Genomic DNA, 23,922 nt, shown 5'->3' on the forward strand with positions numbered 1-23,922 from the left:
TAATCACAAATTAATGTAAGTATCATGAATAAAAAACAATAAAAATAAACAAATGAATAAGATATTTCATATTTTAATAATTATACTATCTGTTTATTGCACAGCATGTTCAGATGATGATGATTCAATAAATACTACGTTAGAATTCAAATCTAGTTCGATTGAGAATAATGCGGTTGATGTTCCTATATCTACCACCATACTTGAAGTTAGTTTTAATGGAAACATAAAGCTTGCACCGCAACATGGTATTACCATAAACGACGAGGCGGTAAGTGTAGAAGCTTCACTTAGCAAATTAATTTTCACAATTAGTTTAGCTAAAGATAGAACTTACCAACTGAACATTCCGAAAGAAGCAGTGCTTAACGCAGACAATATCCCTTTAAGTAAGGGCATCCAAATCTCCTTTGCTACTGAAAAAAATTCGAGCACCAATCTTTCTGGTTTAGACTTTGTGGCCAATATGGGAGTTGGATGGAATTTAGGAAATACTTTGGATTCGAAAGGAAATGATGAAACCGTTTGGGGAAATCCTAAAGCAAGTCAGGAATTAATAAATGCAATCAGCGCCAAAGGATTTAAGACTTTAAGAGTGCCTGCTACTTGGCAATATCATATTGGCAATGCACCTGAATATACAATTGAGAAAGAATGGCTGGATAGAGTGGAAGAAGTTGTAAATTACGGATTATCCAAAGATATGTATGTGATTTTAAATATCCATCATGATGAAGAATGGCTAATTCCTACGTATACTGCTGTAGATAAATCTAAAGATCAACTTGGAAAAGTGTGGACTCAAATAGCCGAACGATTTAAAGATTACAATAATAAATTAATTTTTGAAACGCTAAACGAAACCCGCTTAAAAGGCTCTGCCGAAGAGTGGAATGGTGGTAGTGCAGAAGGGCGCGATTGTATCAACCAGTTTCATAAAACAAGTGTGAATGCCATTCGAGAAACTGGCAGTGAAAATGCCGATAGATATATTATGATTTCTAGCTACGCAGCCTCTTCATCTCAAGCTGCTATTGATGGTCTTGTATTGCCTTCCTCCTCCAATTTAATTGTATCAATACATAGTTACTTCCCTTACGAACTTTGTCTTGGATCGGGACAAACCGAATGGGGAAGCGATGCCGATAAACAGGCTTTGGATGCAGAATTTGACAAGCTTCAACAGAAGTTCATTTCAAAAGGAATCCCAGTTGTTATGGGAGAATGGGGTACCACAAATCACAACAATACAGAAGCAAGAATTATTCATGCCTCCTACTATGCTAATGGCTGTTTAAAAAGAGGAATTTGCCCAATTTGGTGGGACAATGGAAATACAACTGAATTTGGCATTATTAACCGCCAAAGCTTAGAATGGGAATTTCCTGAAATTGCAAATGCTGTGGTAAATGCTCATAAATAATAAAATTTATTCTTACTTAACCATTGGTTTTAACGAAAATTATAGTGATCCAATTGGTAATAAATTTACAAAGGCAGTTCCAAATTGGGACTGCCTTTTTTATTTTAAAATACTTATTCCCAGTTACTCAAATTAAATATTTATCTGCTAAAATACTGCCAATAAAAGATAATCCTCAGACATAACTATTGTCGGCAATGTTCTTATTTTGTGTTATAACATTTCACTAAAATTGAAATAAGTAGGCTAATCAAATTATTTATAAATACAATTGGTATGTTTTATCACTTCTTTAAAAAATCACTTTTCCTAATTTCTATTGCTTTCTATCTATTTACTGAAAGTAATTTAGCTTTAGCTCAGGTACAAAACCCTATTAACTTTAATCAGGATTGGCTTTTTACAGAGTCCGATTCAAAAGATTATTCCTTAACAACCTACCAAGCCAAAAATTGGCAAAAAATAGTTTTGCCACATGATTGGAGTATTGAACATGATTTCTCGAGAAACTTAGAAGGATGCACAGCCTTTATGCCAGGTGGCATAGGTTGGTACAGTAAAACATTTCCAAATAAGTTAAAGGAAAATCAAAAGTGCTACATTCTATTTGATGGAGTGTATAATAATGCCGAATATTGGTGTAACGGAATTCGCATTGGAAATCATCCTTATGGCTATGCGCCAATTTATTATGACCTTACGGATATACTTAAACCCTATGACGAAAATAATAGAATATCCGTACGAGTTGACCGAAGCAGATACGCCGACTCGCGGTGGTATACTGGTTCAGGAATCTATCGAAATGTTCAACTATATATTCTAGATAAACTTCATATTCCAATTTGGGGCATTACAATAACAAGTCCCGAAGTGAGTAAAGACAAAGCCAAAGTAAATATTCAGATAAAAGTAAAGAATGAATATAACAAGCAGCAGGAAGCTACAATGGTCACCGATGTATTCGATCCTGAAGAAGTAAAGATTACAAGTATAACTACGGCTATTTCTTTAAAGGAAAATGATACAGCTAACTATACGCAAAACCTAGTAATTTCCGAACCTAGTTTATGGGGGATAGATTCTCCCCGATTGTATTCGGCCAAAACCCGTATTATATTATCAAATAATGTATTGGAAGAAAGGATTACTCGATTTGGAATTCGTAGCATTCGTTTTGATATAGACAAAGGATTTTACCTGAATGAGAAGAATATGAAAATAAAAGGCGTGTGCTTGCATCACGATGCCGGCCTTGTAGGCGCCGCTGTTCCAAAAGATGTGTGGAAAAGAAGACTACTTCTGCTCAAAGAAGGAGGATGCAATGCAATTAGATGTGCTCACAACCCTGCTTCCGATGAATTTCTCGATTTATGCGATGAACTCGGTTTTTTGGTGCAAAATGAATTCTATGATGAATGGGATTTACCAAAAGACAAGCGTTTTAATATGCAAGACAAAGAAGTAGATTATATTACTCGTGGAAATTCCGAACATTTTCAGCTTTGGGCAGAAAAGGATCTAAAAAATGTAATCCGATCGAGCCGTAATCATCCCTGCATTTTTCAATGGAGTATTGGAAACGAAATTGAATGGACTTATCCGGGCAATAGAGGCGCTACTGGAATTTTTGATGAAAACGATAAAGACGATAAAATGGACTGGACTCTTTGGCGTACAGAAACGCCTCCCCATACTCCAGAACAGGTTTGTGAATACTGGAAAAACTTCCCTAAACAAAATTTTAGCATTGGGGCAACAGCAGCAAAACTAGCAAAATGGACTCGCGAAATGGATACAACTCGTCCCATAACCGCTAACTGCATTTTACCTACTTCCAGTTTCGAGACTGGTTATACCGATGTGCTAGATGTGGTCGGTTTTAGCTATAAACCTGATAAATACGATTATTTTAAAGCCACTTATCCTAATAAAGTTATGATGGGCACCGAGAATGTTGTTCGATGGTATGAGTGGAAAGCGGCCAAAGAAAGAGATTTTATTTCTGGCATTTTTTTATGGACCGGAGTTGATTATATGGGAGAATGCCGTGAGAGTGACTGGCCTCTTAAAGCCCTACCAATGGCTCCAATTGATCTGGCAGGGTTCCCGCGCGCTTCCTATTACCTATATAAGGCACTTTGGAGAGAGGATATTCCTGTTATTAAGATGTATACCCAAAACGAGAAAAAATCAATATACAAACAAGCTCCTGATGGTAAAATTATTGAAAAGAAAAAAGACTATTGGAAATTGGCCCCCCGCGTTTGGCAGGATGTAAATCCTCATTGGAATTATACTACAAATGAAAAAGTTATAGTAGAAGTTTACTCCAACTGTGAACAAGTAGAGCTATTTCAAAATGGAAAATCATTAGGAACAAAATACCTTAAAGATCAAGAAGATTACGCCTTTAAATGGGCCGTAATTTTTAAAGAAGGAAAACTGATAGCGAAAGGGAAAAAAAGTAATGGAACTACCAACACTGCAAAACTTGAAACTACTGGCAAAGCAATTGAAATACAATTAGTTCCTGACAGAGAAAAAATAAAAGCTAATGGTATTGATGTTGTACACCTTACTGCTCAATTAACCGACAAAAAAGGACGTGCAGTTACAAATACAGAAAGTCAAATTACTTTCGAAATTGAAGGAGCACACAAATTTTTAGGAACCGACTGCGGAAATACAAACAAAATAAGTGGTTTTAAAAATAAAACAGTACCAACTCAATTTGGTCGCTGTTTATTGGTCCTGCAAGCAACAAATCAGACCGATACAATAAAAATTAAAGCGTCCAGTATAAATGGAGATGTGAGCTCAAATTTAATAAATATTCCTGTTGACTGACGAAGGCTTAATTTTCACTAGTCCTAATCTATCTAGAGTCAAACAGACAATTCTATTGGTAATAATTAATCCCAAAAAGGAAGCTAACCGAAATTAGATTACACAATTTCCCATTCCTCTATATCGCCTTTACCCACTTTAAAAAGCAAATGCGTTTCTATATTTTTTTCTTCCAACATCTTAAAATACCTTTCCTTATCCCGTTGCTCTAATTTTCGAAGTAAATGTTGCTTTTCAAATTCTATTTGTCCAGTAGTTACATTTACTTTTAACGGCTCCTCATACAAGACAAATTTCTCTTTATTAAAATGATAGCCCCGAATACAAGCTTCTTCGTAAACAGCTTCTAAATATTGATTAATACCATGAAGTGGATCTTCTAAATTTTTAAAACGAATTAGTTGTGGATGGTTTTTATATCCTTTGGTTTTCCCTTCCAATACATTTTTAGCTAATAGCGTTTCGCGCCAAAGTGCTACTAATCCTTTTGTATCCAAATATTTTGGATGAATCGACCAAATTCTCATCGTTCGTTGTTTTGTTTATAAAAATTAAGATGTTGCTAGTTTAATTGTCTTTTCTACGGTCCATATCCTTTCCTTTTTAAAAGGCTTGACACGAAACTTACAATTAGAAATGGTACAATGTTTACACATCTTTTTGGTACAAGCATCGGTATGAATCGTAAAATCGATGGCGAAAGGATATTGCTCCGAAATTTTTTGCATTACAAAATCTCCTTCCTTATGCGCTTCGGTAATATTCAAATACCATGGTAAAGTTAAATCACAATCAATATGGTAACGATCTCCGTATTTAAGTAATTTTAGATTGCTTACATCAATCCAATTTTGTTTCCTATTCTCCCACAAAATTTTACTGATAGCTTTTAATAGCTTAAAATCTGCCTCGTCCATTAAATTCGATGTGGTTTCCTTCAAAATCTTATATCCAGTGTAAATAATGATGGATCCAAAAAGCATTGCAATTGCGCTATCGAGCCACGCTTTTTTAGTAAGTAGCAGTAAAAGCAAACCAAGCACTAATCCTATGGTCGAATAGGTATCCGACTGCAAGTGTTTTCCCCCAGCAATCAGAGCAATCGATTTGTGTTTTCGTCCGGTTTTAATACTAAAGTAGCCTAACACGTAATTTATTAAACCCGCTAAAGCTACAATCAGAATTCCAATATCTAATTGTTCTATTTCACTCGGATTAAACAAACGCTTTATGGCCTCGAAAATAATAAGTAAACCAGCCAATACAATTAATATGCCTTCAATCGAAGCCGATATCGATTCAATTTTACCATGTCCAAAAGGATGATCTACATCGCGAGGTTTTAAGGCAAAACTAATACTGTAAAGACTTATAAAACCTGTCATTACATTTACTGTACTTTCTAACGCATCGGTTAAAACCCCAACAGAATTGGTTAGGAAATAGGCTCCCATTTTCGCAACAAAAATAAGTACCGAAAAAACTAGAATTCTCCGCTGAACAATTAATTTTATTCTCTTCTCATTTTCGTGCATCCCTAAATTTATGGAATATCTCGCAATAAATCTAAATGATTTGCCAAAGGCCTAAGCTACTGATCGAATTAAGGAGGTACTTTTGACAATCTAATGCACTTTTAGAAAACAACTTTGAAGCAAACGAACCTACTTTTCAAATTATAAAAACTGTCTGCACAAACTATTCTTTTACAATCACTTTACGTTCTATTAGTTCCGATAAATGAGCCAACACTTCGTAATTTAACTGATCACTGATATCGCTAAAAGCACTTACTTTAATTTCTAAATCGTCTTGTTTCCCAATAATTACTACCTCATCGCCAACTTCAGTACTTGGCACATTAGAGATATCTGCAATAATCATATTCATATTTACTACACCAATTACACCACACCGATGTCCATGAATAAGCACAATGCCTTTATTACTTAAGGAACGACTATATCCAGAAGCGTAACCAATAGGAATAAGCGCGGTTTTAATATTACTTTGTGCCAGGTACGAGATTCCATAGCTTACAAATTCGCCACACTTCACCTCTTTAATAGACATGATTTGACTTTTCCAGCTAAGAATGCGCTCCAATGGATCCTGCTTATTGGCTTTGTTATTAAAATACTGAATAAATACCTCGGTGCTCGACCAAAATCCGTAAAGCATAATCCCAATTCTTACCATATCCATTCTTGCTTTCGGATAAATAAAGGAAGCGGCAGAATTTGCAACATGTTTGCATTTGGGATGAATATTACTTGCTTCCAGAATACTAAGCATCTTGTTATAATTCTTTAATTGCTTTTGTATTCTCGGATGATTGGAGATACTTTCGGCCCCAGCTAGATGGGTACAAAAACCTACCACATTTATAAATGCATCGTTCTCTTTAATGATAGAAATAGCAATTGCCAACTCCTCGGCATTTAATCCCGAACGATTCATTCCTGTTTCGGCTTCGAGATGGATATTTGCCTTAATATTTAGCTCTTTGGCGTATGCTATCGCAACTTGTAAACGTTCAATATTAAAAATAAAAAATTCAATTCCTTTTTCAATAACATCAGGCATATCTTCATCAGCAATCCAACCCATAATCATAATTGTATTTGCTCCAGAAAGACTAACATACACTCGTATTGCTTCCTCGTAGCTAAAAACAGAATAATGATTTATTCCATGTTTCTCGAAAAGAGGAACAATCTGTTCGATACCGTGACCATAGGCATTGGCTTTTACTACTGCCGAAATGCATACATTCTTTCCCATTTTCTTTTTTAAAAACGTTACATTCTTCTGCAACGATTTTTCATCAATACTTATTACGGAACCTTCAGTCATTAAAAATTAATTTTTTTGTAAATACTAAAAAACAGCTTACTGCCTGTTTCAATTATTTCATCGGGAAAATTGAATGTTGGATTGTGCAAGGGAACATGAGTTGCTCCAGCTCCTAAACCAAACAAACAAGTATTGTATTTCTGTGCGAAGTATGCAAAATCTTCCGACCACTTAAATGGTTTTTCAAGGCGTTCAACTTCGAGCTTATTTTCTTTTGCCGCTTGCTCTACGAAACTTACACACTGCTTAGTATTATCGCTTGCCGGAAACACTTCGGAATAGGAAATTTCTGCTCTGAGCCCCTCGGCCTTCGACACTTCTCGAACTATTTTTTCCGCATTGGCGGTTAATATTTCCATATCGGCATTTTCGAAAGATCGAAGCGTGACTCTTATTTCTGCATATCCCGGCGATGTTCCAAACGAAATTTCGCCCAATTGAATATGAATAATGGTAAGCAAACTTAAATCCTTAAAGAATGCTTTATTTTTTGCCAGTTGATTTAAATCCTGAATAATTAAAGAAATGGCATTTGCCGGACTAACACCATTTTCGGGTTCGGCAGCATGAGATGTTCTACCAAAAAGCTGAATGGTCATTCCTTTAGAAGCGGCGGAAAAACTTCCGCTTTTTACTAGAACATTGTGTTCTTTACTGCCAGGAATATTATGAAGAGCAAATAGGTAATCTGGTTCAATCTCCTTAAATCGAGGAGATTCCATTACATCTACAGCACCCTGCTCCACTTCCTCGGCTGGCTGAAAAAGCAAAACAACTCTTCCTTTCCGAGGCCGATCCGAAGCAATCTTCTGTGCCAAACTGGCTAAAATAGCCATGTGTCCATCGTGTCCGCATGCATGTGCTACATTTCGATTTACCGAGGCGTATTCCAGATTCGAAGTTTCGGTAATTGGCAACGCATCCAATTCCGATCTAAACATCAACGTTTCTCCAGCCTCCTTACCGTTAAAAACAAAGGCTTTCCCGGTTTTACTCAAATTAATAGTTTCATCGGGTAAAAAAGGTTTCATGAATTTCTCTATCCGTTCTGCCGTTTTATATTCATTATTAGATACTTCAGGGTTTTGATGAAGCGCGTGCCGAAGCTTTATAATTTTTGTTATCATGGTTTCGTTTTAAAAAGCATATAAGTTACCGAAAAATATACGAATGCCGAAGCAGATATCCCAAAGATATTCGCATCAAGACCAAAAGGTAAATCAAGCTTTAAAACAATTAACACAACCGTGGTAGTTCCTCCAATAATCATCGATAAAATAGCCGCCAAAGAATTGGGCTTTTTCCCGTATAAAGCAACCAATATAGGTATGAATAAACCAGAAACCATAAAGGCATACGAGTAGAGCATTAACTCTAATACATTCGTCATAAAGGACGCGAGCAATAAAGCCAAAGCCCCAATACTTAGTGTAACAATTTGAGATGCCAGCAGTTGTGACTTACGATCCTGTTTAAATTTGAAGATTTTGCTTAAAATATCGGTTTGTACATTTCCCGAAGCTGCCATCAAGCAGGAATCGGCAGTGGAAAGAACTGCCGAAAAATATGCAGAAAGCATAAGTCCCATTAATCCAACAGGCAATACTGTATTTAATAAAACCGGCAATCCCATTTCCGGATCGATTCCTGTACTTAGGTTGTAACCAATTTCATTAAACATTCCCGTTTCGAAGGCAACCCTCGAAAACATACCAAGGGTAACTCCCATAAACGCCATTAAAGGCCATTCGAACAAACCTGCAATAAACCACGCTTTTCGTGCTTGCTTTTCGCTTTTCGATGCATAAATACGTTGGTAAAGAGTCATTCCTACAAACCAAATGGGAATTATAGTAACTCCCCAATTTACGATTTGCTGCCAGCGTATATTCCCTAAAGAAAGAAATTCGGGACCTAGAGTTGCTTTTATTGTTTCGATGCCACCAATGGCATAATACGAAATTGGAATTCCTACAAACACGAGTCCCGACATCAAAATAATCCATTGAATAGTGTCGGTATAAATAACCGCTTTCATACCACCAATTCCGGTATATACAACAGCAATAACGCCCATAATTATGAGCGCCCAAGTAAAATCAATTTCAACAAATGTTGCAGAGGCCAATTTCGCTCCTGCTAATAATTGCGAACTGGTAAATCCGATGTATCCAATGGCCGAAATTATTCCGGCTATTAAAGCGACTTTTCCATTGTAAAAGTGTTCGAACAACTGTGGAAACGTGAAAAACTGATGTTTTACCGAAAGCTTACTAACAATTGGAATTAATACTACAGCACTTAACCATGCACCTATTAAACCAGTAAACAGCATCCACGATCCAGAAAGTCCAAGGGCAAAACCTAAACCTCCTAATCCGATAGAAAAACCTCCTCCTACATCTGTTGCAACTACTGACAAACCAATATGCCAACTTCCTAAAGCTCTTCCCCCTATGTAGTAATCTTCAATATTTTCATTCTTTTTAAAGAAGTAAATGCCGACTCCCAGCATTAGTGCGAAATAGATGATAAAAATAAAAATGTCGATAATATGCATACAAATAGGTTTAAAAAAATAGCATAGATCCAAAAACGAGAATCTATGTTATTTCATTTATTAAATCAAAAAAATAATTGTCTTAAGCCTTTGTGGCACGTATTTTCAGAAGACTATTAAGAATTTACATCCTTCTCGTTAAAAAACACTCTCGTTTACTAGAGAAATTAGCCTGTTCTTATTTAACCAATACGAAACACCCCCATTATAACATTTTTGGGGAGAAATGCAATATTTCGATAAAGGAGAATCGCTTTTTTGCCAATAATATGGGGCAAACAGTTCCATTTATATCCTCTTCGTAATTAAGGATATGAGGGAAATAATCGTAAAATAATTACAAAAACAAGCCGGTTTTAAACCGTAGTTAGAGACGCCTTTTTTTCTGTTTTTTTAAAACCCCATTTTAACATTAGCGGCGTAGTAATGGTAGTGAGAACTCCCATAATAATTAAGATTGAAAATATCTCATTTGTGATGAGTCCGGCTTTGTAAGCTATATTCGCAATCACTAATTCCATAATTCCTCTGGCATTTAAACCAAAACCCATTACTATCGCTACTTTACTATTTAATCCGGCAATTCTACTTCCTAAATAACCACCAACTATTTTTGAAAAATAGGAAACCAAAACCACCGTAATCAATAATCCGATGTTATGTATGGATGCAAAAGTAAATTCCAGTCCGATACTAGCAAAAAATATGGGAGCTAAAAAGCCCATTGCCAAACTACCCGTAGCCTTCTCAATAGTTTGTAAATTTTCCTTTCCGAGAAATGATTCACTAAGTAGCATAGAAGCAAAAAAGGCTCCAATAATAAAATGAAAGCCCAAAGCTTCGGTTACCGATGCAAACAAAAGAACAAAAACAAAAAAGAGTGCAAAAAGGGATTCTTTTCCTTTTATTAGTGAAAGCATTTTTTTCAGCCTTTCCTCAATATAATTCTCTTTTTTGGAAATTCGCTTAATCGTATAGTAACTAAAGGCTAAAATTGCAATAAAAACAAATAGTTTCAGTAGTGAAATGGCCGCCACTACCATTACCGACTTAATCGACATATCGGTTTTTTCTAAATTTAGTAATACCCCTAAGATCGACAAGGCCACCACATCATCGAAAATAGCCACCGAAATAATCTTTTGCCCAACTTCCGAGTTTAACTTCCCTAAATCCATTAATATGCGAATACTAACTGGCAAGGCAGTAATGGCTATACAAAGCCCTACAAACATGGTAGTCATAGCTTTTAAGCCAAATAAATAACCCACTAAAAAACCACTAAACAAGGGCACAAAAAAAGCTAGAATAGATATAATCAAACTCTTTCCTTTTGATGATTTAAGAATGTCTTCCACATTAATTTCCAGTCCGGCAAGAATCACCAAAAGGAAAATACCTAATTCCGAAATAACCTTGATAGCCTCGGTATGATGAACACAATTCAATAAACTTGGTCCAACAATTACTCCTGCTATAATTTCACCAATCATTGCAGGTTGTTTCAACCGCTCAAATATTTCTCCAAAGAACTTGGCGGCTACCAACAAAATAAGCATGTTTGTAAAAAATGGAAGTTCTATATTCATATTTTATATGCTGTATAAATTTTTGTTGGACGAGAATCAATTTATCTTCTAAATATAACTGTTTTCAGTTTACACAGATACTGGTAAACTATAAATTAATAAGTAATAAATTCGTCTTCCCTTTTCGCCAAAAAACAAAACCTCCGTCAATTTGGACGAAGGTTTTGCAAGAATTAGTTTCTGATACAGAAACAAAAATATTAAGCCAAATCGAAACGATCTAGATTCATTACTTTGTTCCAGGTTGCTACGAAATCAGCAACAAATTTATCCTGAGCATCAGCACTAGCATATACTTCGGCAAGAGCTCTAAGTTCTGAATTGGAACCAAATACAAGATCTGCGCGACTTGCAGTCCATTTTACTTTACCAGTTTTTCGGTCGCGACCATCAAATTTTTCTTTATCCTCCGATGCTGGCATCCATGCCGTACTCATATCCAAAAGGTTAACAAAAAAATCATTGGTAAGCACTTCTGTCCGTTTTGTAAAAACACCCTGTTTTGAAAGATCAAAATTAATGTTCAACACCCGCATCCCACCAAGAAGAACAGTCATCTCAGGAGCTGTTAAGCTTAATAACTGTGCTTTATCAATTAACAATTCCTCGGTAGAAACCTTAAATTTTGTTTTTAAATAATTACGGAAACCATCTGCTAAAGGCTCTAATACTTTGAAAGATTCTATATCGGTTTGTTCTATGGAAGCATCCATTCGACCTGGTGTAAACGGAACTTTTATTTTACTGCCTGCGTTTGTTGCCGCTTTCTCAACACCAGCACATCCTGCCAAAACAATTAAATCGGCAAGAGAAACTTTTTTATCGCCTGTTTGAGCCTTATTAAATTCCTTTTGAATTGTTTCTAATTTACCAAGAACTTTAGCCAATTGGGTCGGATTATTAACCTTCCAATCTTTTTGAGGAGTCAAACGAATTCGAGCGCCGTTAGCACCTCCACGCTTATCGGAACCACGAAATGTAGAAGCCGAAGCCCAAGCCGTGCTTACCAATTGCGAAACCGAAAGTCCTGATTGTAACACTTTCTCTTTTAATCCGGCAACATCTTTCTCGCTAATTAAAGGATGATTAACTGTTGGAATTGGATCCTGCCAAATTATTTCCTCTTTTGGAACTTCGTTTCCTAAATAGCGCAAGCGTGGTCCCATATCCCGATGAGTAAGCTTAAACCATGCCCGTGCAAATGCATCAGCAAACTCTAAAGGATGTTCGTAGAAACGCCTTGAAATCTTCTCATAAGCTGGATCGAAACGTAAGGAAAGGTCTGTTGTAAACATCGTTGGCGCATGTTTTTTAGAAGCATCATGGGCATCAGGCATTAAATTACCTGCATTTTTAGCAACCCACTGCTTTGCTCCTGCCGGACTTGTAGTTAGTTCCCACTCGAATTGAAATAAATTTTCGAAAAAGTAGTAACTCCACTTCACCGGTGTTTGAGTCCATGTAACTTCCAAACCACTAGAAATTGTATCTCCCGAATTTCCTTTACCATAGGTACTTTTCCAACCCAAACCCTGCTCTTCTATAGGTGCCGCCTCAGGTTCAGCTCCCACATGAGCAGCATCTCCAGCTCCATGTGCTTTACCAAATGTATGTCCCCCAGCAATAAGTGCAACCGTTTCTTCATCATTCATAGCCATACGAGCAAATGTATCGCGTATATCTTTTGCTGCAGCAAGCGGATCTGGGTTTCCATCAGGTCCTTCCGGATTTACATAGATCAAACCCATTTGAATGGCCGCAAGTGGATTATCCACTTCTTTTGTGTCCAATTTACGCTCATCGTTATCCAACCATTCAGTTTCCGAACCCCAATATACATCCTCTTCAGGCTCCCAAACATCTGCTCGTCCTCCAGCAAATCCAAACGTCTTAAAACCCATCGATTCCAAAGCTACATTTCCAGCAAGTATCATTAGGTCGGCCCAAGATATTTTTTTGCCATATTTTTGTTTGATTGGCCATAATAAACGGCGTGCTTTATCAAGATTTACATTATCGGGCCAACTATTTAGCGGTGCGAAACGTTGCTGTCCTCCTCCAGCACCACCTCGTCCATCCCCTGTGCGGTAGGTACCAGCGCTGTGCCATGCCATACGTACAAAAAAAGGTCCATAATGTCCGAAATCTGCCGGCCACCAATCCTGAGAATCAGTCATCAACGCATGAAGGTCTTTTTTAATTGCCTTTAAATCGAGACTCTTAAATTCTTTTGCGTAATTAAACCCTTCGCCCATTGGGTTCGATTTTGAAGAATGCTGACGAAGAATGTTTAACTTTAATTGATTTGGCCACCAATCTCGATTTTTTGTACCGCTACCACCAATACTGTGTTTCCCTGTTGCTCCGGTAACCGGACATTTGCCACTACTGCCTGAATCATGTTCCATAATACTTTTTTTTAAGTGAATTTCAACGATTATCAAATGTTCCTTTTAATTGGAGTACTATGTCTTCAATTTTAAAACCAGGAAGATTCTTTTTTTCAAAGTACTTCTGAAGCAACTCATCCAGTTCCACATCAACATAGTCCTTTATCACATCCGATTCCATACAGTATAAATGGTGATGACTCTCCATAATTCCATCGTACCGCATGATGTCTTTTTCTGTTGTAACTTTCTTTATTAATTGATTCTCAACCAAGACACCTAAAACTTTATATACAGTGCCTGTTGCTATATTTGGGTGTTTTTTTAAGATATAATCGATTATATTTTCAGCTGTTGGATGATTTTTTAGACTATATATCGCTTCCAAAATAGCCATTCTTTGAGGAGTAACTTTCAAGCCTCTTTCTATCAATTTACTTTTAATATCGTCTGTTGTCATCTTTACATTTTATCAGTAATTGAGAATCATTCTCTTTTAGGAATAATTAAATTTACAATTTTTTTTCGTTTCCACGAATTTTATTTTCTGATAGTTGCCTTTATTGATTTCTTAAAAAAACACCAAATAAATATAATGTAAGTGGAATTTATAGTAAAAATAAAATAGGCCACTGCAACTATATTGCAATGGCCTAACTAACATCGATTGATACTGGTTTACGAACCAATTTCAATCTTTATCCCACTTACTATTAATAATCAATCCTTCACTTTTGCGCTTCTTCGATTCGTTTACGTTGCTTTCCATTTAAACCATGTGTATAATAAAACTCCGGTTTATAGTAAGTATTTGTTCGTTTCATATCAGGATCATCGAGATCTTGACTTAAATCACAATCAAAACGTGTTAAAATTGCGTGATTGGTTTCCCATGTTGTAACCGTAGTGAAATGAGATATTCCCCATGTAATTCCACGTCCATCTTTAGTATCTGTAAACGCATCAGGAATATACGGACCACCTGCACTTGGCATTAATGAGGTAATGGCTGCAATTTCAAAATTCACGCCATCTTCGGCATATTGCACCGTAAAATGTTCATTACCATCCCGAATAACCAAAGCGGCTATTCCTCCTTTAAAAGGGAAAAGAGTTGTTTCGTGTCCTGAATTAATGATTGGATTCAGAGGGTGCTTTTCGAATGGACCTAAAGGATTATCGGCCACAGCCAAACCTTGCATACGCACTAAATTTGGTTGTCCGTTGGCATCGGATTTATAATATAAATAAATTTTTCCCTTATACACCAGCGGGTAAGGATCATGAATTGAATACTGATCCCACTCCCCTTCGGCACCGTTAGGTATTACAATTTTATTGTATGCAGTCCACGGACCGTCGGGCGAATCGGCATAAGAAACAGCAACCGGACAATCATCTCCTCGTTTTCCACTTGCTTCCATAAATCCTTGATAGTACAAATAGTATTTCCCTTTCCATTCTAAAATATCTGTGGTAGCAACCGAACGCCATCCAACATTTGGTTTCGGTGGTCGGGGAACAGCAACTCCCTGCTCCTCCCAGGTAAATCCGTCGGTACTGGTAGCATACCAAATATCGCATAAATCCCAATCGCTCGATGGAATTGTATCGTTACATTTCGACGCTCCCTGAGGTGGCGTAGGTGTTTGTCTATGCGTATACCAAACGTAATATTTCCCATTAGCAAAAATCACCTTCGATGGATCTCTTCTAGATATAGTACCATCGTCGTTATTGTAATCAAAGCCTTTTAACTTTGTATATTTAAATTGAGAATACAACTCGTTCTCCTGAGGAGTAGGCGCAAAATACGCATCGTAATTTCGCTCCATAGCTGCACTTAATTCACGCTTGGGTTTCTCTGCAGGTAGTTTATAAGGAAATCCTTTCTGTTGTGCTTTCACATCCTGATTAAAAACACAACAGACAACCAAAATAAATAATAGTAGGATACTGTTTCTCATACCAAATTAATATTTGTGATGTGATTTGTTTTTGCTAACAACGATTAGGTTGTTGCTCAATTCACTCCATTTTAAAACTGATACCAATTGGTTCTTTGTTCACCAATAGTATTTATTATCTAAGAATTACGAACTTATTGAATACTTAGTTGAATAGTGTTGCTTTTAATGGCATCGGACAAAGCAACTATTTTAGCTGTTCCAACTTTTGTTGTGGATTGTAGAATTAATAAGCAACGCCCCTTATTGGTGCGAACAGTATTCGATTGATAGGTTTGGGTACTTGCAGCCGATCCATTATCTACACCTAATAATTTAATTGCTCCTTCCAACTCAAAACTAATGTTTGCATCCGTTACAATCACTGGGTTATTATCCTTATCATAAAGCTGAGCAATAACATGTGCAACCTCGTATCCATCGGCATTTAAGCTTGAATTATCAACACTTAGTTGAATTCTTACTGGTTCCGATGATGTTGTAATGGTAGAATTAATTTCTTTACCATCTTTCACCCCTTTTGCTTCCAATTTTCCTTTTTGGAATGGAACTGCCCATTTATAGATACGATCTTCGAAATTTTTCAGACTTTTAATTCCTAAAGATACTCCATTTAAAAAGAGCTCTACTTCAGGACAATTCGAAATTACCTCAACAATTACGTCGCCTTCATTCGAGTAATTCCAGTGTTCTACTACCGGATACCATTCCCACAAGGCTTTTTGCCATGCATCAGGTTTTTTCTCGATAATATTTCCTGTTGCATCTATTTTATATTGTGAATCTTCAATAGAATTTGAGCAAATATAAATATGTGGTTCATTCGACCATAAGGTTTTATACATATGGTAAGATGGTTTTGGAAATGCAGCCAAATCGACCAAACCACTTGAGGTCGCTTTCTTTGGCCAATGTCCGTTAGATTCTCCAAGGTAATCTGTTCCTGTCCACAGAAATGTTCCAGATACAAAATCCCTCTCCTCAATAGCCTTCCACTCATGCCATTGCCCCAAATTTTCTGTTCCCATTACAATTTTATTTGGATAATACTTTTTCGCGTAATCATACATTACACGACGGTAGCTAAACCCAACAATGTCCAATGCATCGGTATAACCAGTTTCAAAACTTGCCGATGGTAAAATGCAGTTGGCAATCACCGGACGACTAGTATCTAAATCTTTGGTCCAGCCTGCCAATTTTTTTGCAGTTTCGCCAATTGTGTGCTCCAATGCTGGCATTTTATTGTATTCTGAACGAATTTTTTCTGGAGAAAATGGAGGTTGTGACCAAAAATATCCTCCTTGCCAATTCATATTATCAAAGAAACCTGTCGCTTTTTTATTTCGAGGATAAGTCCACTCTATTTCATTTCCAATGCTCCACTGGAAAACAGAAGGATGATTTCGATGCGCTAACATGGTATTCTTTAAGTCAAATTCGGCCCATTCTTGAAAATGCTCTCCATATCCACGAGTTATATAATCGTCATGACGTTCGTTCATATTTAAACGCTTATCTTTTGCATAATCCCATTCATCGAAGAACTCATCCTGCACCAAAAAACCCATTTCATCGCATAATTCAAGCAATTCTTCCGAAGCAGGATTGTGTGCAATCCGCAAGGCGTTACATCCTCCATCCTTTAATATTTGCAAACGTCGTTTCCACACTCCTTTTGGTACAGCAGCTCCAACCAATCCTCCATCGTGGTGTTGGCAAACGCCTTTGATCTTCATATTTACATCATTCAGAAAAAATCCCTGTTCCTTATCGAAACGAATAGAACGAATTCCAAATGTAGTTTCATACACATCAACACTATTTTTTTCGATCATAAGTTTCGAAACAGCCTTATATAAATTAGGAGTATCAACACTCCACAAGTCAGGATTAGCGATAACTACAGTCTGATTCATTGTATTTTCACCCGGTTCTAGCTCCATAGTTTCAGAAATTATTTCTTTCACCTTACTGCCATTAGGAGCAAAAAATTCGGTGATAATGTGAAACATTTTCTTTGTTTCAAAATCATTCGCCACAGTAATATCAACAGAAACAGTTGCCTCTTTAGAAGAAACCTGAGGTGTAGTAATAAAACTTCCCCAAATTGGGATGTGTAATTTATTAACGCTTATCAACTTTACGTTTCTATAAATACCCGAACCTGTATACCATCTACTGTCGGCATATCTTGTATGATCGACCTTTACAGCCAAAACGTTATCTTTTCCTGCTGGATTTAAATAAGGTGTTAGATCGAAATAAAATGGAGAATATCCATAAGGATGCTCACCAAGTCTTTTGCCATTCAACCACACTTCTGAATTATTATATACTCCATCAAAAAGGACATAGGTTAACTCATCCGCAGCAACGTTTACCGTGAAATGTTTACGATACCATCCTAAACCACCAGGCAGATATCCAGTACATCCTTCTCCTTTAATAGAGTCAAAAGGAAACTCAACGCTCCAATCGTGCGGAAGATTCACTTCCCGCCACGAGGCATCATCTAAATTTACCGCATAAGCATCGTTTGCATACTCTAAGGAAAATTTCCATCCAAAATTAAAATCTAATTCCCGTTGTGGCTCCTGAGCGGATTGACATCCTATCATTAAAAAGAACAACAAACCAATAGTTAATTTATTTATCATACCAGTAAAATACATTTAGTGATGTTTTTATATTTTCAATCAAAAATGCATCGAAAAATGAATATTTTAGTACAGTTTGCCTGAACAAAAACTAAACACCCCCGTTTTTTGAGCACTTTTATTCTGAACAAATAAGTTAAAGCAAATACCTTTACTCCTACAAAACAAGTAATTAACAATTACACAACCTTACAAAGCTTTCCAATGGCATATAGACTTTTCATTCTACTGTTTTTATTTCGTGCGGGATTACTTTTCTCTCAAAATTCGTCTCAGGCAAACGATAGTATCGTTTCTAACTTTTATAATCTCGATTCAAACAATCGATTTAGCACACAATATTCCGAAGGAATGATTTTCAAGCTTCAGAATCGATATTCGAACCAAATTGAAAAAGGTGATACCTTGATGGCAATTCAAACCCTTTCAAAACTGGGTACAATCTATTCCAATCATGCCTCCTACTCACAAGCTTATCAGCAATTTTGGAATGTGTTGCTCTTGGCCGATAAAATTAAAGATGAAGTTACTATTGCTCAAGCACATGAACAAATTGCTTGGCTCTATTCTATTTTCGAAAGAGAAGAGGAAGCTATCAGTTATTTTCAATCCTCTTTAGAAATAAAAAAGCGACTTTTGCAACAGGCTAAAATTTCTAAACAAAGTCTTCGTGCCAATTATTATGGCCTAACTACCTTATTTCGTGAACGAAACAAACCAACACTATCAAAAGCATATCTCGATAGTTGTTTTATGATTCATTATTCGGGTGGAGAGAATGTAGCGCCAAGTGAGTTTCTCCTCGCAGAAGAAGGCTACTATCTGCTAAATCAGAACCGCACCACCCAAGCTCTTCAAAAAATGCATTCTATTGAAGCTTGGTTTCAAACCTATCAACCCGATTATTTAGTGATTCTTTACTCGTTTATAGGTGATGCATATCAAAAATTAAAAGCGCATAAAAAAAGTGAATATTACTATAAATTGTCTATTAAAATCAGCGAAAGCTCTAAAGGACATATGAATTACATTCCAAGAGTTCATCAGAAATTATCGGAGCTTTATTTTAATATGGGAGATTTCAAAAAAGCTCACCATCAATTATGCGAAGCCAAACTTTTAAATGAGCAATTGTTTGATAGTCGTAGTGAAAAAAACAGACCATTATTTGAGATTAACGACGAATTTAGAAAAGAAAAAGAAGCTCATCAAAAATTAATTCAACAACAACGACTGGCACAACTGGAACAAGAAGATAAAATTTGGTTCCTTGAAAAAATACTATTTATAGCAGCTATTGTATTTCTATCTATATTAGTAAGCTTCTATGTTCGACACTTAAACACGAAACATCAAACCGAAAGAAATTTAGCCCAAAGCAATCAAGAACTTGAAAAAAACAAGAATAAAGAACTCTTCGAACTTAAGAATAAGGAATTAGCCATCTCGGCATTGCAATTAATCGAAAAAGATGAACTATTAAATCAATTAAAAAATAGTTTAACCAATGCCCCTACTCCTCCAAATGAAGTGGAAGTTAGAAAAATATTCAAATCTATTTCCAATAGCAATGCGCAGAATTGGAAACAATTCGAAGCTCGTTTTGTAGCTGTAAATCAATCTTTTTTTAAAAATTTAAACGCAAAATATCCAAACATAACTGCAGGAGAAAGAAAACTATGCGCCTTAGTAAAATTAAATTTCTCTAGTAAAGATATCGCAAAGCTTCTTGGAATTTCGACGGATAGTGTACATACTTTACGGTATCGGCTACGAAAAAAAATGGGACTTGATCGTTCGGATAATCTATTTAAACATCTGGAACTTTTGGGTTAAATAAGCTTACCATATATATATCACCTTAATTACCTGCAAGTTAACAATAAAGAAATACCTATTTGAACTTGTCTTGACAACTTGTAGTTTTGCTATATCTTTAATCTCTCATTGTAATTTGCTTTCAATTTCCTTAAATTCGAACACTGCTATTTACCCAAACAAAATTACTATATAATGAATATTTTAAGCACTATAAATAAGCAATTAAACCGACAAGAAGTTTTGGAAGAGCTTGTGAAAGTATTTTCGCCTTATGCACTAAACCTACTTAAATCGGGTGGCGATTTTAGTTATATGAATATGTATGCCGATAATTTCCGCGATCAATTACTCAATCAAACCAATTTTTCGGAATATGATATTTATACTATTCTAAATGAGGCCTGTGATATTAGCTGGAGAAATCAGGTGAACAATTAAGCAGGCAGCATGCTTTTCGAGGATACTTTTTTAATGTTCCGATCCATAAAACTACCCGAGAATATTAAGCCTCCAATAATGCCCATAAAAATGTAAAGTACTTGCGACCCCATATTACTGTGAGCACCGCCAGCATCTAAAAAAACACTGCTTAAACCAATAAATGCCTTACTTCCTGGAACCAGCATAATAATACCAGGAACCAAAAATACCAACTGTGGCGATCTTGTAATTTTACTAAAAAGCTTACTAACACTCACCGCAACAATGGTTCCTATAAATATACTGACTAAAATTCCTGCAAAATCGAAAAGTGTAGTGGTGTAAAAACTAATAAACCCTGCAATCACACAATATAAAACATCACGTGTTCTTACTTTAAACACAACCGCCAAACTAAGTGCCAAAACAATAATAGCTATATAATCAAGCCACTCGGGCACATCGTTTACAACATTATTAGGTTGCAAATCAATAAACAAAGGAAGTATTGCTAAGCCTAAAACAACACCAAAAAATTGTTTGAAAAGGGAAACTAAGGCATCAAAAAGCTTGGCTGTGCCAGATACTAGACTTCTCGAAGTAATCTCCTCTAATGCAGTGGTGATCGATAAGCCTGGAATAAAAACAATAATGGCAGCCAAAATAGTCATTGAAATATTAATTTGTTCAAATCGCAAAGACAGCATCCCTGTTATAATCGTTGCCACAAAGGCAATTAACGACTCCAAAGCACTACGGATGTATCCCGATTTTTGTGCTAAAAGGGTAATTCCATAAATTACAGCTCCAATAACAGAAGCAGTAATCGCAGAAGCCCAACTGGTATCCAATATCATACTAAATGCTCCCGCGGATAGAATAAAAGCAGCTAACTCAGTCAATTTTCCATAAGCAAAAGGTGCCGTTTTTAACCGCTCCATAGCTGTTTTCGCTTCTTCGAAACTAATTTTATTAGAAAGCACATCATTTGTGATTTCAACAATTCGCGACAAGGCACCCAAATTCAGTTCGCCAGGAGGTACGCACTCTACATAGTTGTATGTTTGCTCCTCCTCTTCATAAAACACATAGTTAATCCAGGTAGGAGTATCCATAAAACTTCCCTTAATCCCCTTTTTTTCAGCAATATCGGTTAGGTATAACTGTGATTTGTAGGAAGGCACTCCATAAGTATGTAAAGCCTTTCCTAACTGCACTATGAATTTGTATTTTCCGGGAACCTGCATGCCTTTATCTTTCTGTTCTAAATAATTATTAATAAGCAAGATGTATTTACGAATGCCCTCAACTAGCTTAAATTTTCACAAAAATACAATTTATTTATGCACTAAGCCATCGCATGAACTTGGTATTCTTTGTATTTATAGTAGTTGTAGAAAGATTACAAGTCGTTTTATTTTATTTTTAGTAAAATATTCCTCTTTTGGAGGATAACGAGAGGCTTTATGCATTACTTTTGCATCTCATAATAACCAAAAACGAAAAAATAAATTAGTCATAAAAACAGATACTCCCTTTTGGGACTCTTATTCATGACGGTTTTCTCCTGAACTTAATTGGGAGAATTACTACCCTTTAAACTATTAACAAATGAACTCTATTTTTAAGCCTAAATTATTCACTGTACTAAAAGATTACAATTTTCAAGCCTTTCAAAAGGATTTGTTTGCAGGAATTATTGTAGGTATCGTTGCGCTTCCTTTAGCCATTGCTTTTGCGGTTGCTTCAGGTGTTTCACCAGAAAAAGGTTTAATTACAGCAATTATTGCCGGTTTTTTAATATCACTTTTGGGTGGTAGTCGTGTTCAAATTGGTGGACCTACGGGAGCTTTTATCGTAATTGTTTACGGTATCGTTAATCAATACGGAATTGATGGTTTAATGATTTCGACCTTTTTAGCAGGAGTTATCCTTATTCTGTTTGGCGTATTGCGTATGGGTGCAGTTTTAAAATTTATTCCGCATCCTCTAATTGTAGGGTTTACGTCGGGTATTGCCTTAGTCATTTTTTCTACGCAAATCAAAGCTGCTTTTGGTTTAGATCTTGCGGAAGTTCCTTCAGAATTTCTCGCTAAATGGGCTTGCTACTTCGCAAATATTTCAAGTTTAAATATTTCTGCCGTAATCATTAGTGGAGGTACAATCTTATTAACATTATTCTCTGGCAAATTAATTCCAAAAATACCTGGTTCTTTTATCGCAATTATTGCAATGACAGCCTTGGTACAAATCTTCGGTTTGCAGGTTGATACCATTGAATCGGTATATGGAAGCATTCCTAATACATTTAGCTTTGATATGCCTACAGTGGATTGGACCAATCTACCCAACTATTTTCAACCAGCCATTACCATCGCTATTTTAGGAGCTATAGAATCTCTTTTATCCGCAGTAGTTGCCGACGGTATGATTGGTGGTAATCACCGATCCAACACAGAATTGATAGCACAGGGAATTGCAAATATATTCTCTCCTATTTTTGGTGGAATTCCTGCTACGGGGGCAATTGCCAGAACTGCAACCAACGTTAAAAATGGTGGACGCACGCCAGTTGCTGGTATAATTCATGCATTCACGCTACTACTTATAATGTTAGTGTTTGGACAATGGGCAAAATTAATTCCAATGTCGTGTTTAGCAGGTATTCTAATTGTTGTTTCCTATAATATGAGTGAATGGAGATCCTTTCGATCTATTTTAAAAGGAACCCGATTCGATACTATTGTTTTGCTTACTACCTTCTTTTTAACCGTACTGGTAGATTTAACCATCGCTATTGAAATGGGAATTGTATTATCATCTCTAATTTTCATGTATCGTATGTCAAAAATCAATGGCATAATACCACTAGAATCAGAATCGGATGAAATTCAGAATTACAATCAAATCCCTAAACAAATAGAGATCTACGAAATTAGCGGTCCGTTCTTTTTTGCTGCTGCTAAAAGATATCAGGAAACCCTTCGCGATCTAAAAAGTTCTACGTCGATACTAATTATTCGAATGCGTCACGTTCCTTTTATGGATACAACCGGAGTTCGAAATTTTATCGAAATAATTAAGGATCTGAAAATTAGAAAAACAAAAGTGATTTTATCCGGAGTAAATTCCGAAGTATTGAAAGAACTTCAGAATAGTGAGATTCACAATTTAATAAGTGAAGAATTCATCTTCAACAATTTCGATGAAGCACTTGAAGTTGCTAAAAAATCCTTATAAACAATTACAAGTGTTCAATTAAAACTATACGTCTTATTATAAGCATAAAATAAGACGTATAAATTTCCTTTAGCAAACACGATGCAACCAAAACCACTATAATTAAGGAGAAAAATTAAACCGGACTATTAGGTAGTTATCCTAAA

At 36.1% G+C, this 23,922-nt stretch carries 16 protein-coding genes; 5 read left to right on the forward strand and 11 right to left on the reverse strand.

Annotation, left to right across the window (positions count from 1 at the left end; all coding sequences use genetic code 11):
• Positions 1-52: 52 nt before the first annotated feature.
• Together BZG02_RS07315 and BZG02_RS07320 are read left to right on the forward strand one after the other, a co-directional pair.
• Positions 53-1,423 carry a cellulase family glycosylhydrolase gene (locus BZG02_RS07315; protein WP_101260768.1) on the forward strand — a complete coding sequence of 457 codons (1,371 nt, stop codon included), beginning with the start codon at positions 53-55 and terminating at the stop codon, positions 1,421-1,423.
• A gap of 276 nt (positions 1,424-1,699) precedes the next feature.
• A complete protein-coding gene (locus BZG02_RS07320) occupies positions 1,700-4,273 on the forward strand; it encodes a glycoside hydrolase family 2 TIM barrel-domain containing protein (protein WP_101260769.1) in 2,574 nt (857 codons plus the stop codon).
• Positions 4,274-4,371: 98 nt separating this feature from the next.
• Here BZG02_RS07320 and BZG02_RS07325 read toward each other — a convergent pair whose 3' ends face one another.
• The 10 genes from BZG02_RS07325 to BZG02_RS07370 all read right to left on the reverse strand — a co-directional run bounded on the left by BZG02_RS07325 (position 4,372) and on the right by BZG02_RS07370 (position 18,295).
• Positions 4,372-4,800 (reverse strand): pyrimidine dimer DNA glycosylase/endonuclease V, encoded by a 429-nt coding sequence (locus BZG02_RS07325; RefSeq protein ID WP_101260770.1) that lies wholly within the window; start codon positions 4,798-4,800, stop codon positions 4,372-4,374.
• 24 nt (positions 4,801-4,824) lie between these two features.
• Entirely contained in the window at positions 4,825-5,808 is a 984-nt protein-coding gene (locus BZG02_RS07330; protein ID WP_101260771.1) for a cation diffusion facilitator family transporter, read from the reverse strand.
• A gap of 163 nt (positions 5,809-5,971) precedes the next feature.
• Positions 5,972-7,129 (reverse strand): alanine racemase, encoded by a 1,158-nt coding sequence (alr, locus tag BZG02_RS07335; RefSeq protein ID WP_101260772.1) that lies wholly within the window; start codon positions 7,127-7,129, stop codon positions 5,972-5,974.
• Complete coding sequence (locus BZG02_RS07340; RefSeq protein WP_101260773.1) at positions 7,129-8,256, reverse strand: amidohydrolase; 1,128 nt, start codon at positions 8,254-8,256, stop codon at positions 7,129-7,131. The genes alr and BZG02_RS07340 overlap by 1 nt, the downstream gene beginning before the upstream one ends.
• Positions 8,253-9,689 (reverse strand): sodium:solute symporter family protein, encoded by a 1,437-nt coding sequence (locus tag BZG02_RS07345; RefSeq protein ID WP_101260774.1) that lies wholly within the window; start codon positions 9,687-9,689, stop codon positions 8,253-8,255. Before BZG02_RS07345 ends, BZG02_RS07340 begins: the two co-directional genes overlap by 4 nt.
• Positions 9,690-10,045: 356 nt before the next feature.
• On the reverse strand, positions 10,046-11,278 hold the full coding sequence (locus tag BZG02_RS07350) for a cation:proton antiporter (RefSeq protein WP_101260775.1): 1,233 nt from the start codon (positions 11,276-11,278) through the stop codon (positions 10,046-10,048).
• Between the two features lie 200 nt (positions 11,279-11,478).
• Entirely contained in the window at positions 11,479-13,686 is a 2,208-nt protein-coding gene (gene katG / locus BZG02_RS07355) for a catalase/peroxidase HPI (RefSeq protein ID WP_101260776.1), read from the reverse strand.
• A 22-nt stretch (positions 13,687-13,708) separates the two neighbouring features.
• A complete protein-coding gene (locus tag BZG02_RS07360; RefSeq protein ID WP_101260777.1) occupies positions 13,709-14,128 on the reverse strand; it encodes a Fur family transcriptional regulator in 420 nt (139 codons plus the stop codon).
• A 268-nt stretch (positions 14,129-14,396) separates the two neighbouring features.
• Positions 14,397-15,635 carry a glycoside hydrolase family 117 protein gene (locus BZG02_RS07365; RefSeq protein ID WP_101260778.1) on the reverse strand — a complete coding sequence of 413 codons (1,239 nt, stop codon included), beginning with the start codon at positions 15,633-15,635 and terminating at the stop codon, positions 14,397-14,399.
• A gap of 134 nt (positions 15,636-15,769) precedes the next feature.
• Positions 15,770-18,295 (reverse strand): glycoside hydrolase family 2 TIM barrel-domain containing protein, encoded by a 2,526-nt coding sequence (locus tag BZG02_RS07370; protein ID WP_218972178.1) that lies wholly within the window; start codon positions 18,293-18,295, stop codon positions 15,770-15,772.
• 204 nt (positions 18,296-18,499) lie between these two features.
• Between BZG02_RS07370 and BZG02_RS07375 the strand changes: the two genes are divergently transcribed.
• Both BZG02_RS07375 and BZG02_RS07380 read left to right on the forward strand, forming a co-directional pair.
• Complete coding sequence (locus BZG02_RS07375) at positions 18,500-20,131, forward strand: helix-turn-helix transcriptional regulator (protein ID WP_101260779.1); 1,632 nt, start codon at positions 18,500-18,502, stop codon at positions 20,129-20,131.
• Positions 20,132-20,308: 177 nt separating this feature from the next.
• The gene (locus tag BZG02_RS07380) at positions 20,309-20,554 is read left to right on the forward strand and encodes a hypothetical protein (protein ID WP_101260780.1); all 246 of its coding nucleotides are present in this window, start codon (positions 20,309-20,311) and stop codon (positions 20,552-20,554) included.
• Here the strand turns inward: BZG02_RS07380 and BZG02_RS07385 are convergent.
• Positions 20,551-21,822, reverse strand: a complete 1,272-nt coding sequence (locus BZG02_RS07385; protein WP_180335660.1) for a threonine/serine exporter family protein — start codon at positions 21,820-21,822, stop codon at positions 20,551-20,553. The two genes, BZG02_RS07380 and BZG02_RS07385, sit on opposite strands and share 4 nt — an antisense overlap.
• Before the next feature lie 325 nt (positions 21,823-22,147).
• On the opposite strand from BZG02_RS07385, the gene BZG02_RS07390 reads away from it, so the two are divergent.
• On the forward strand, positions 22,148-23,776 hold the full coding sequence (locus tag BZG02_RS07390) for a SulP family inorganic anion transporter (RefSeq protein WP_101260782.1): 1,629 nt from the start codon (positions 22,148-22,150) through the stop codon (positions 23,774-23,776).
• Positions 23,777-23,922: the final 146 nt, after the last annotated feature.

The sequence above is a fragment of the Labilibaculum filiforme genome (assembly GCF_002843315.1).
Lineage (GTDB): Bacteria > Bacteroidota > Bacteroidia > Bacteroidales > Marinifilaceae > Labilibaculum > Labilibaculum filiforme.

Excerpts from the sequence above, each read along its gene's own strand:
- BZG02_RS07315 (WP_101260768.1), top strand. The coding sequence starts at position 53 with ATGAATAAGATATTTCATATTTTAATAATTATACTATCTGTTTATTGC.
- BZG02_RS07320 (WP_101260769.1), top strand. The coding sequence starts at position 1,700 with ATGTTTTATCACTTCTTTAAAAAATCACTTTTCCTAATTTCTATTGCT.
- BZG02_RS07325 (WP_101260770.1), bottom strand. The coding sequence starts at position 4,800 with ATGAGAATTTGGTCGATTCATCCAAAATATTTGGATACAAAAGGATTA.
- BZG02_RS07330 (WP_101260771.1), bottom strand. The coding sequence starts at position 5,808 with ATGCACGAAAATGAGAAGAGAATAAAATTAATTGTTCAGCGGAGAATT.
- alr (WP_101260772.1), bottom strand. The coding sequence starts at position 7,129 with ATGACTGAAGGTTCCGTAATAAGTATTGATGAAAAATCGTTGCAGAAG.
- BZG02_RS07340 (WP_101260773.1), bottom strand. The coding sequence starts at position 8,256 with ATGATAACAAAAATTATAAAGCTTCGGCACGCGCTTCATCAAAACCCT.
- BZG02_RS07345 (WP_101260774.1), bottom strand. The coding sequence starts at position 9,689 with ATGCATATTATCGACATTTTTATTTTTATCATCTATTTCGCACTAATG.
- BZG02_RS07350 (WP_101260775.1), bottom strand. The coding sequence starts at position 11,278 with ATGAATATAGAACTTCCATTTTTTACAAACATGCTTATTTTGTTGGTA.
- katG (WP_101260776.1), bottom strand. The coding sequence starts at position 13,686 with ATGGAACATGATTCAGGCAGTAGTGGCAAATGTCCGGTTACCGGAGCA.
- BZG02_RS07360 (WP_101260777.1), bottom strand. The coding sequence starts at position 14,128 with ATGACAACAGACGATATTAAAAGTAAATTGATAGAAAGAGGCTTGAAA.
- BZG02_RS07365 (WP_101260778.1), bottom strand. The coding sequence starts at position 15,635 with ATGAGAAACAGTATCCTACTATTATTTATTTTGGTTGTCTGTTGTGTT.
- BZG02_RS07370 (WP_218972178.1), bottom strand. The coding sequence starts at position 18,295 with ATGATAAATAAATTAACTATTGGTTTGTTGTTCTTTTTAATGATAGGA.
- BZG02_RS07375 (WP_101260779.1), top strand. The coding sequence starts at position 18,500 with ATGGCATATAGACTTTTCATTCTACTGTTTTTATTTCGTGCGGGATTA.
- BZG02_RS07380 (WP_101260780.1), top strand. The coding sequence starts at position 20,309 with ATGAATATTTTAAGCACTATAAATAAGCAATTAAACCGACAAGAAGTT.
- BZG02_RS07390 (WP_101260782.1), top strand. The coding sequence starts at position 22,148 with ATGAACTCTATTTTTAAGCCTAAATTATTCACTGTACTAAAAGATTAC.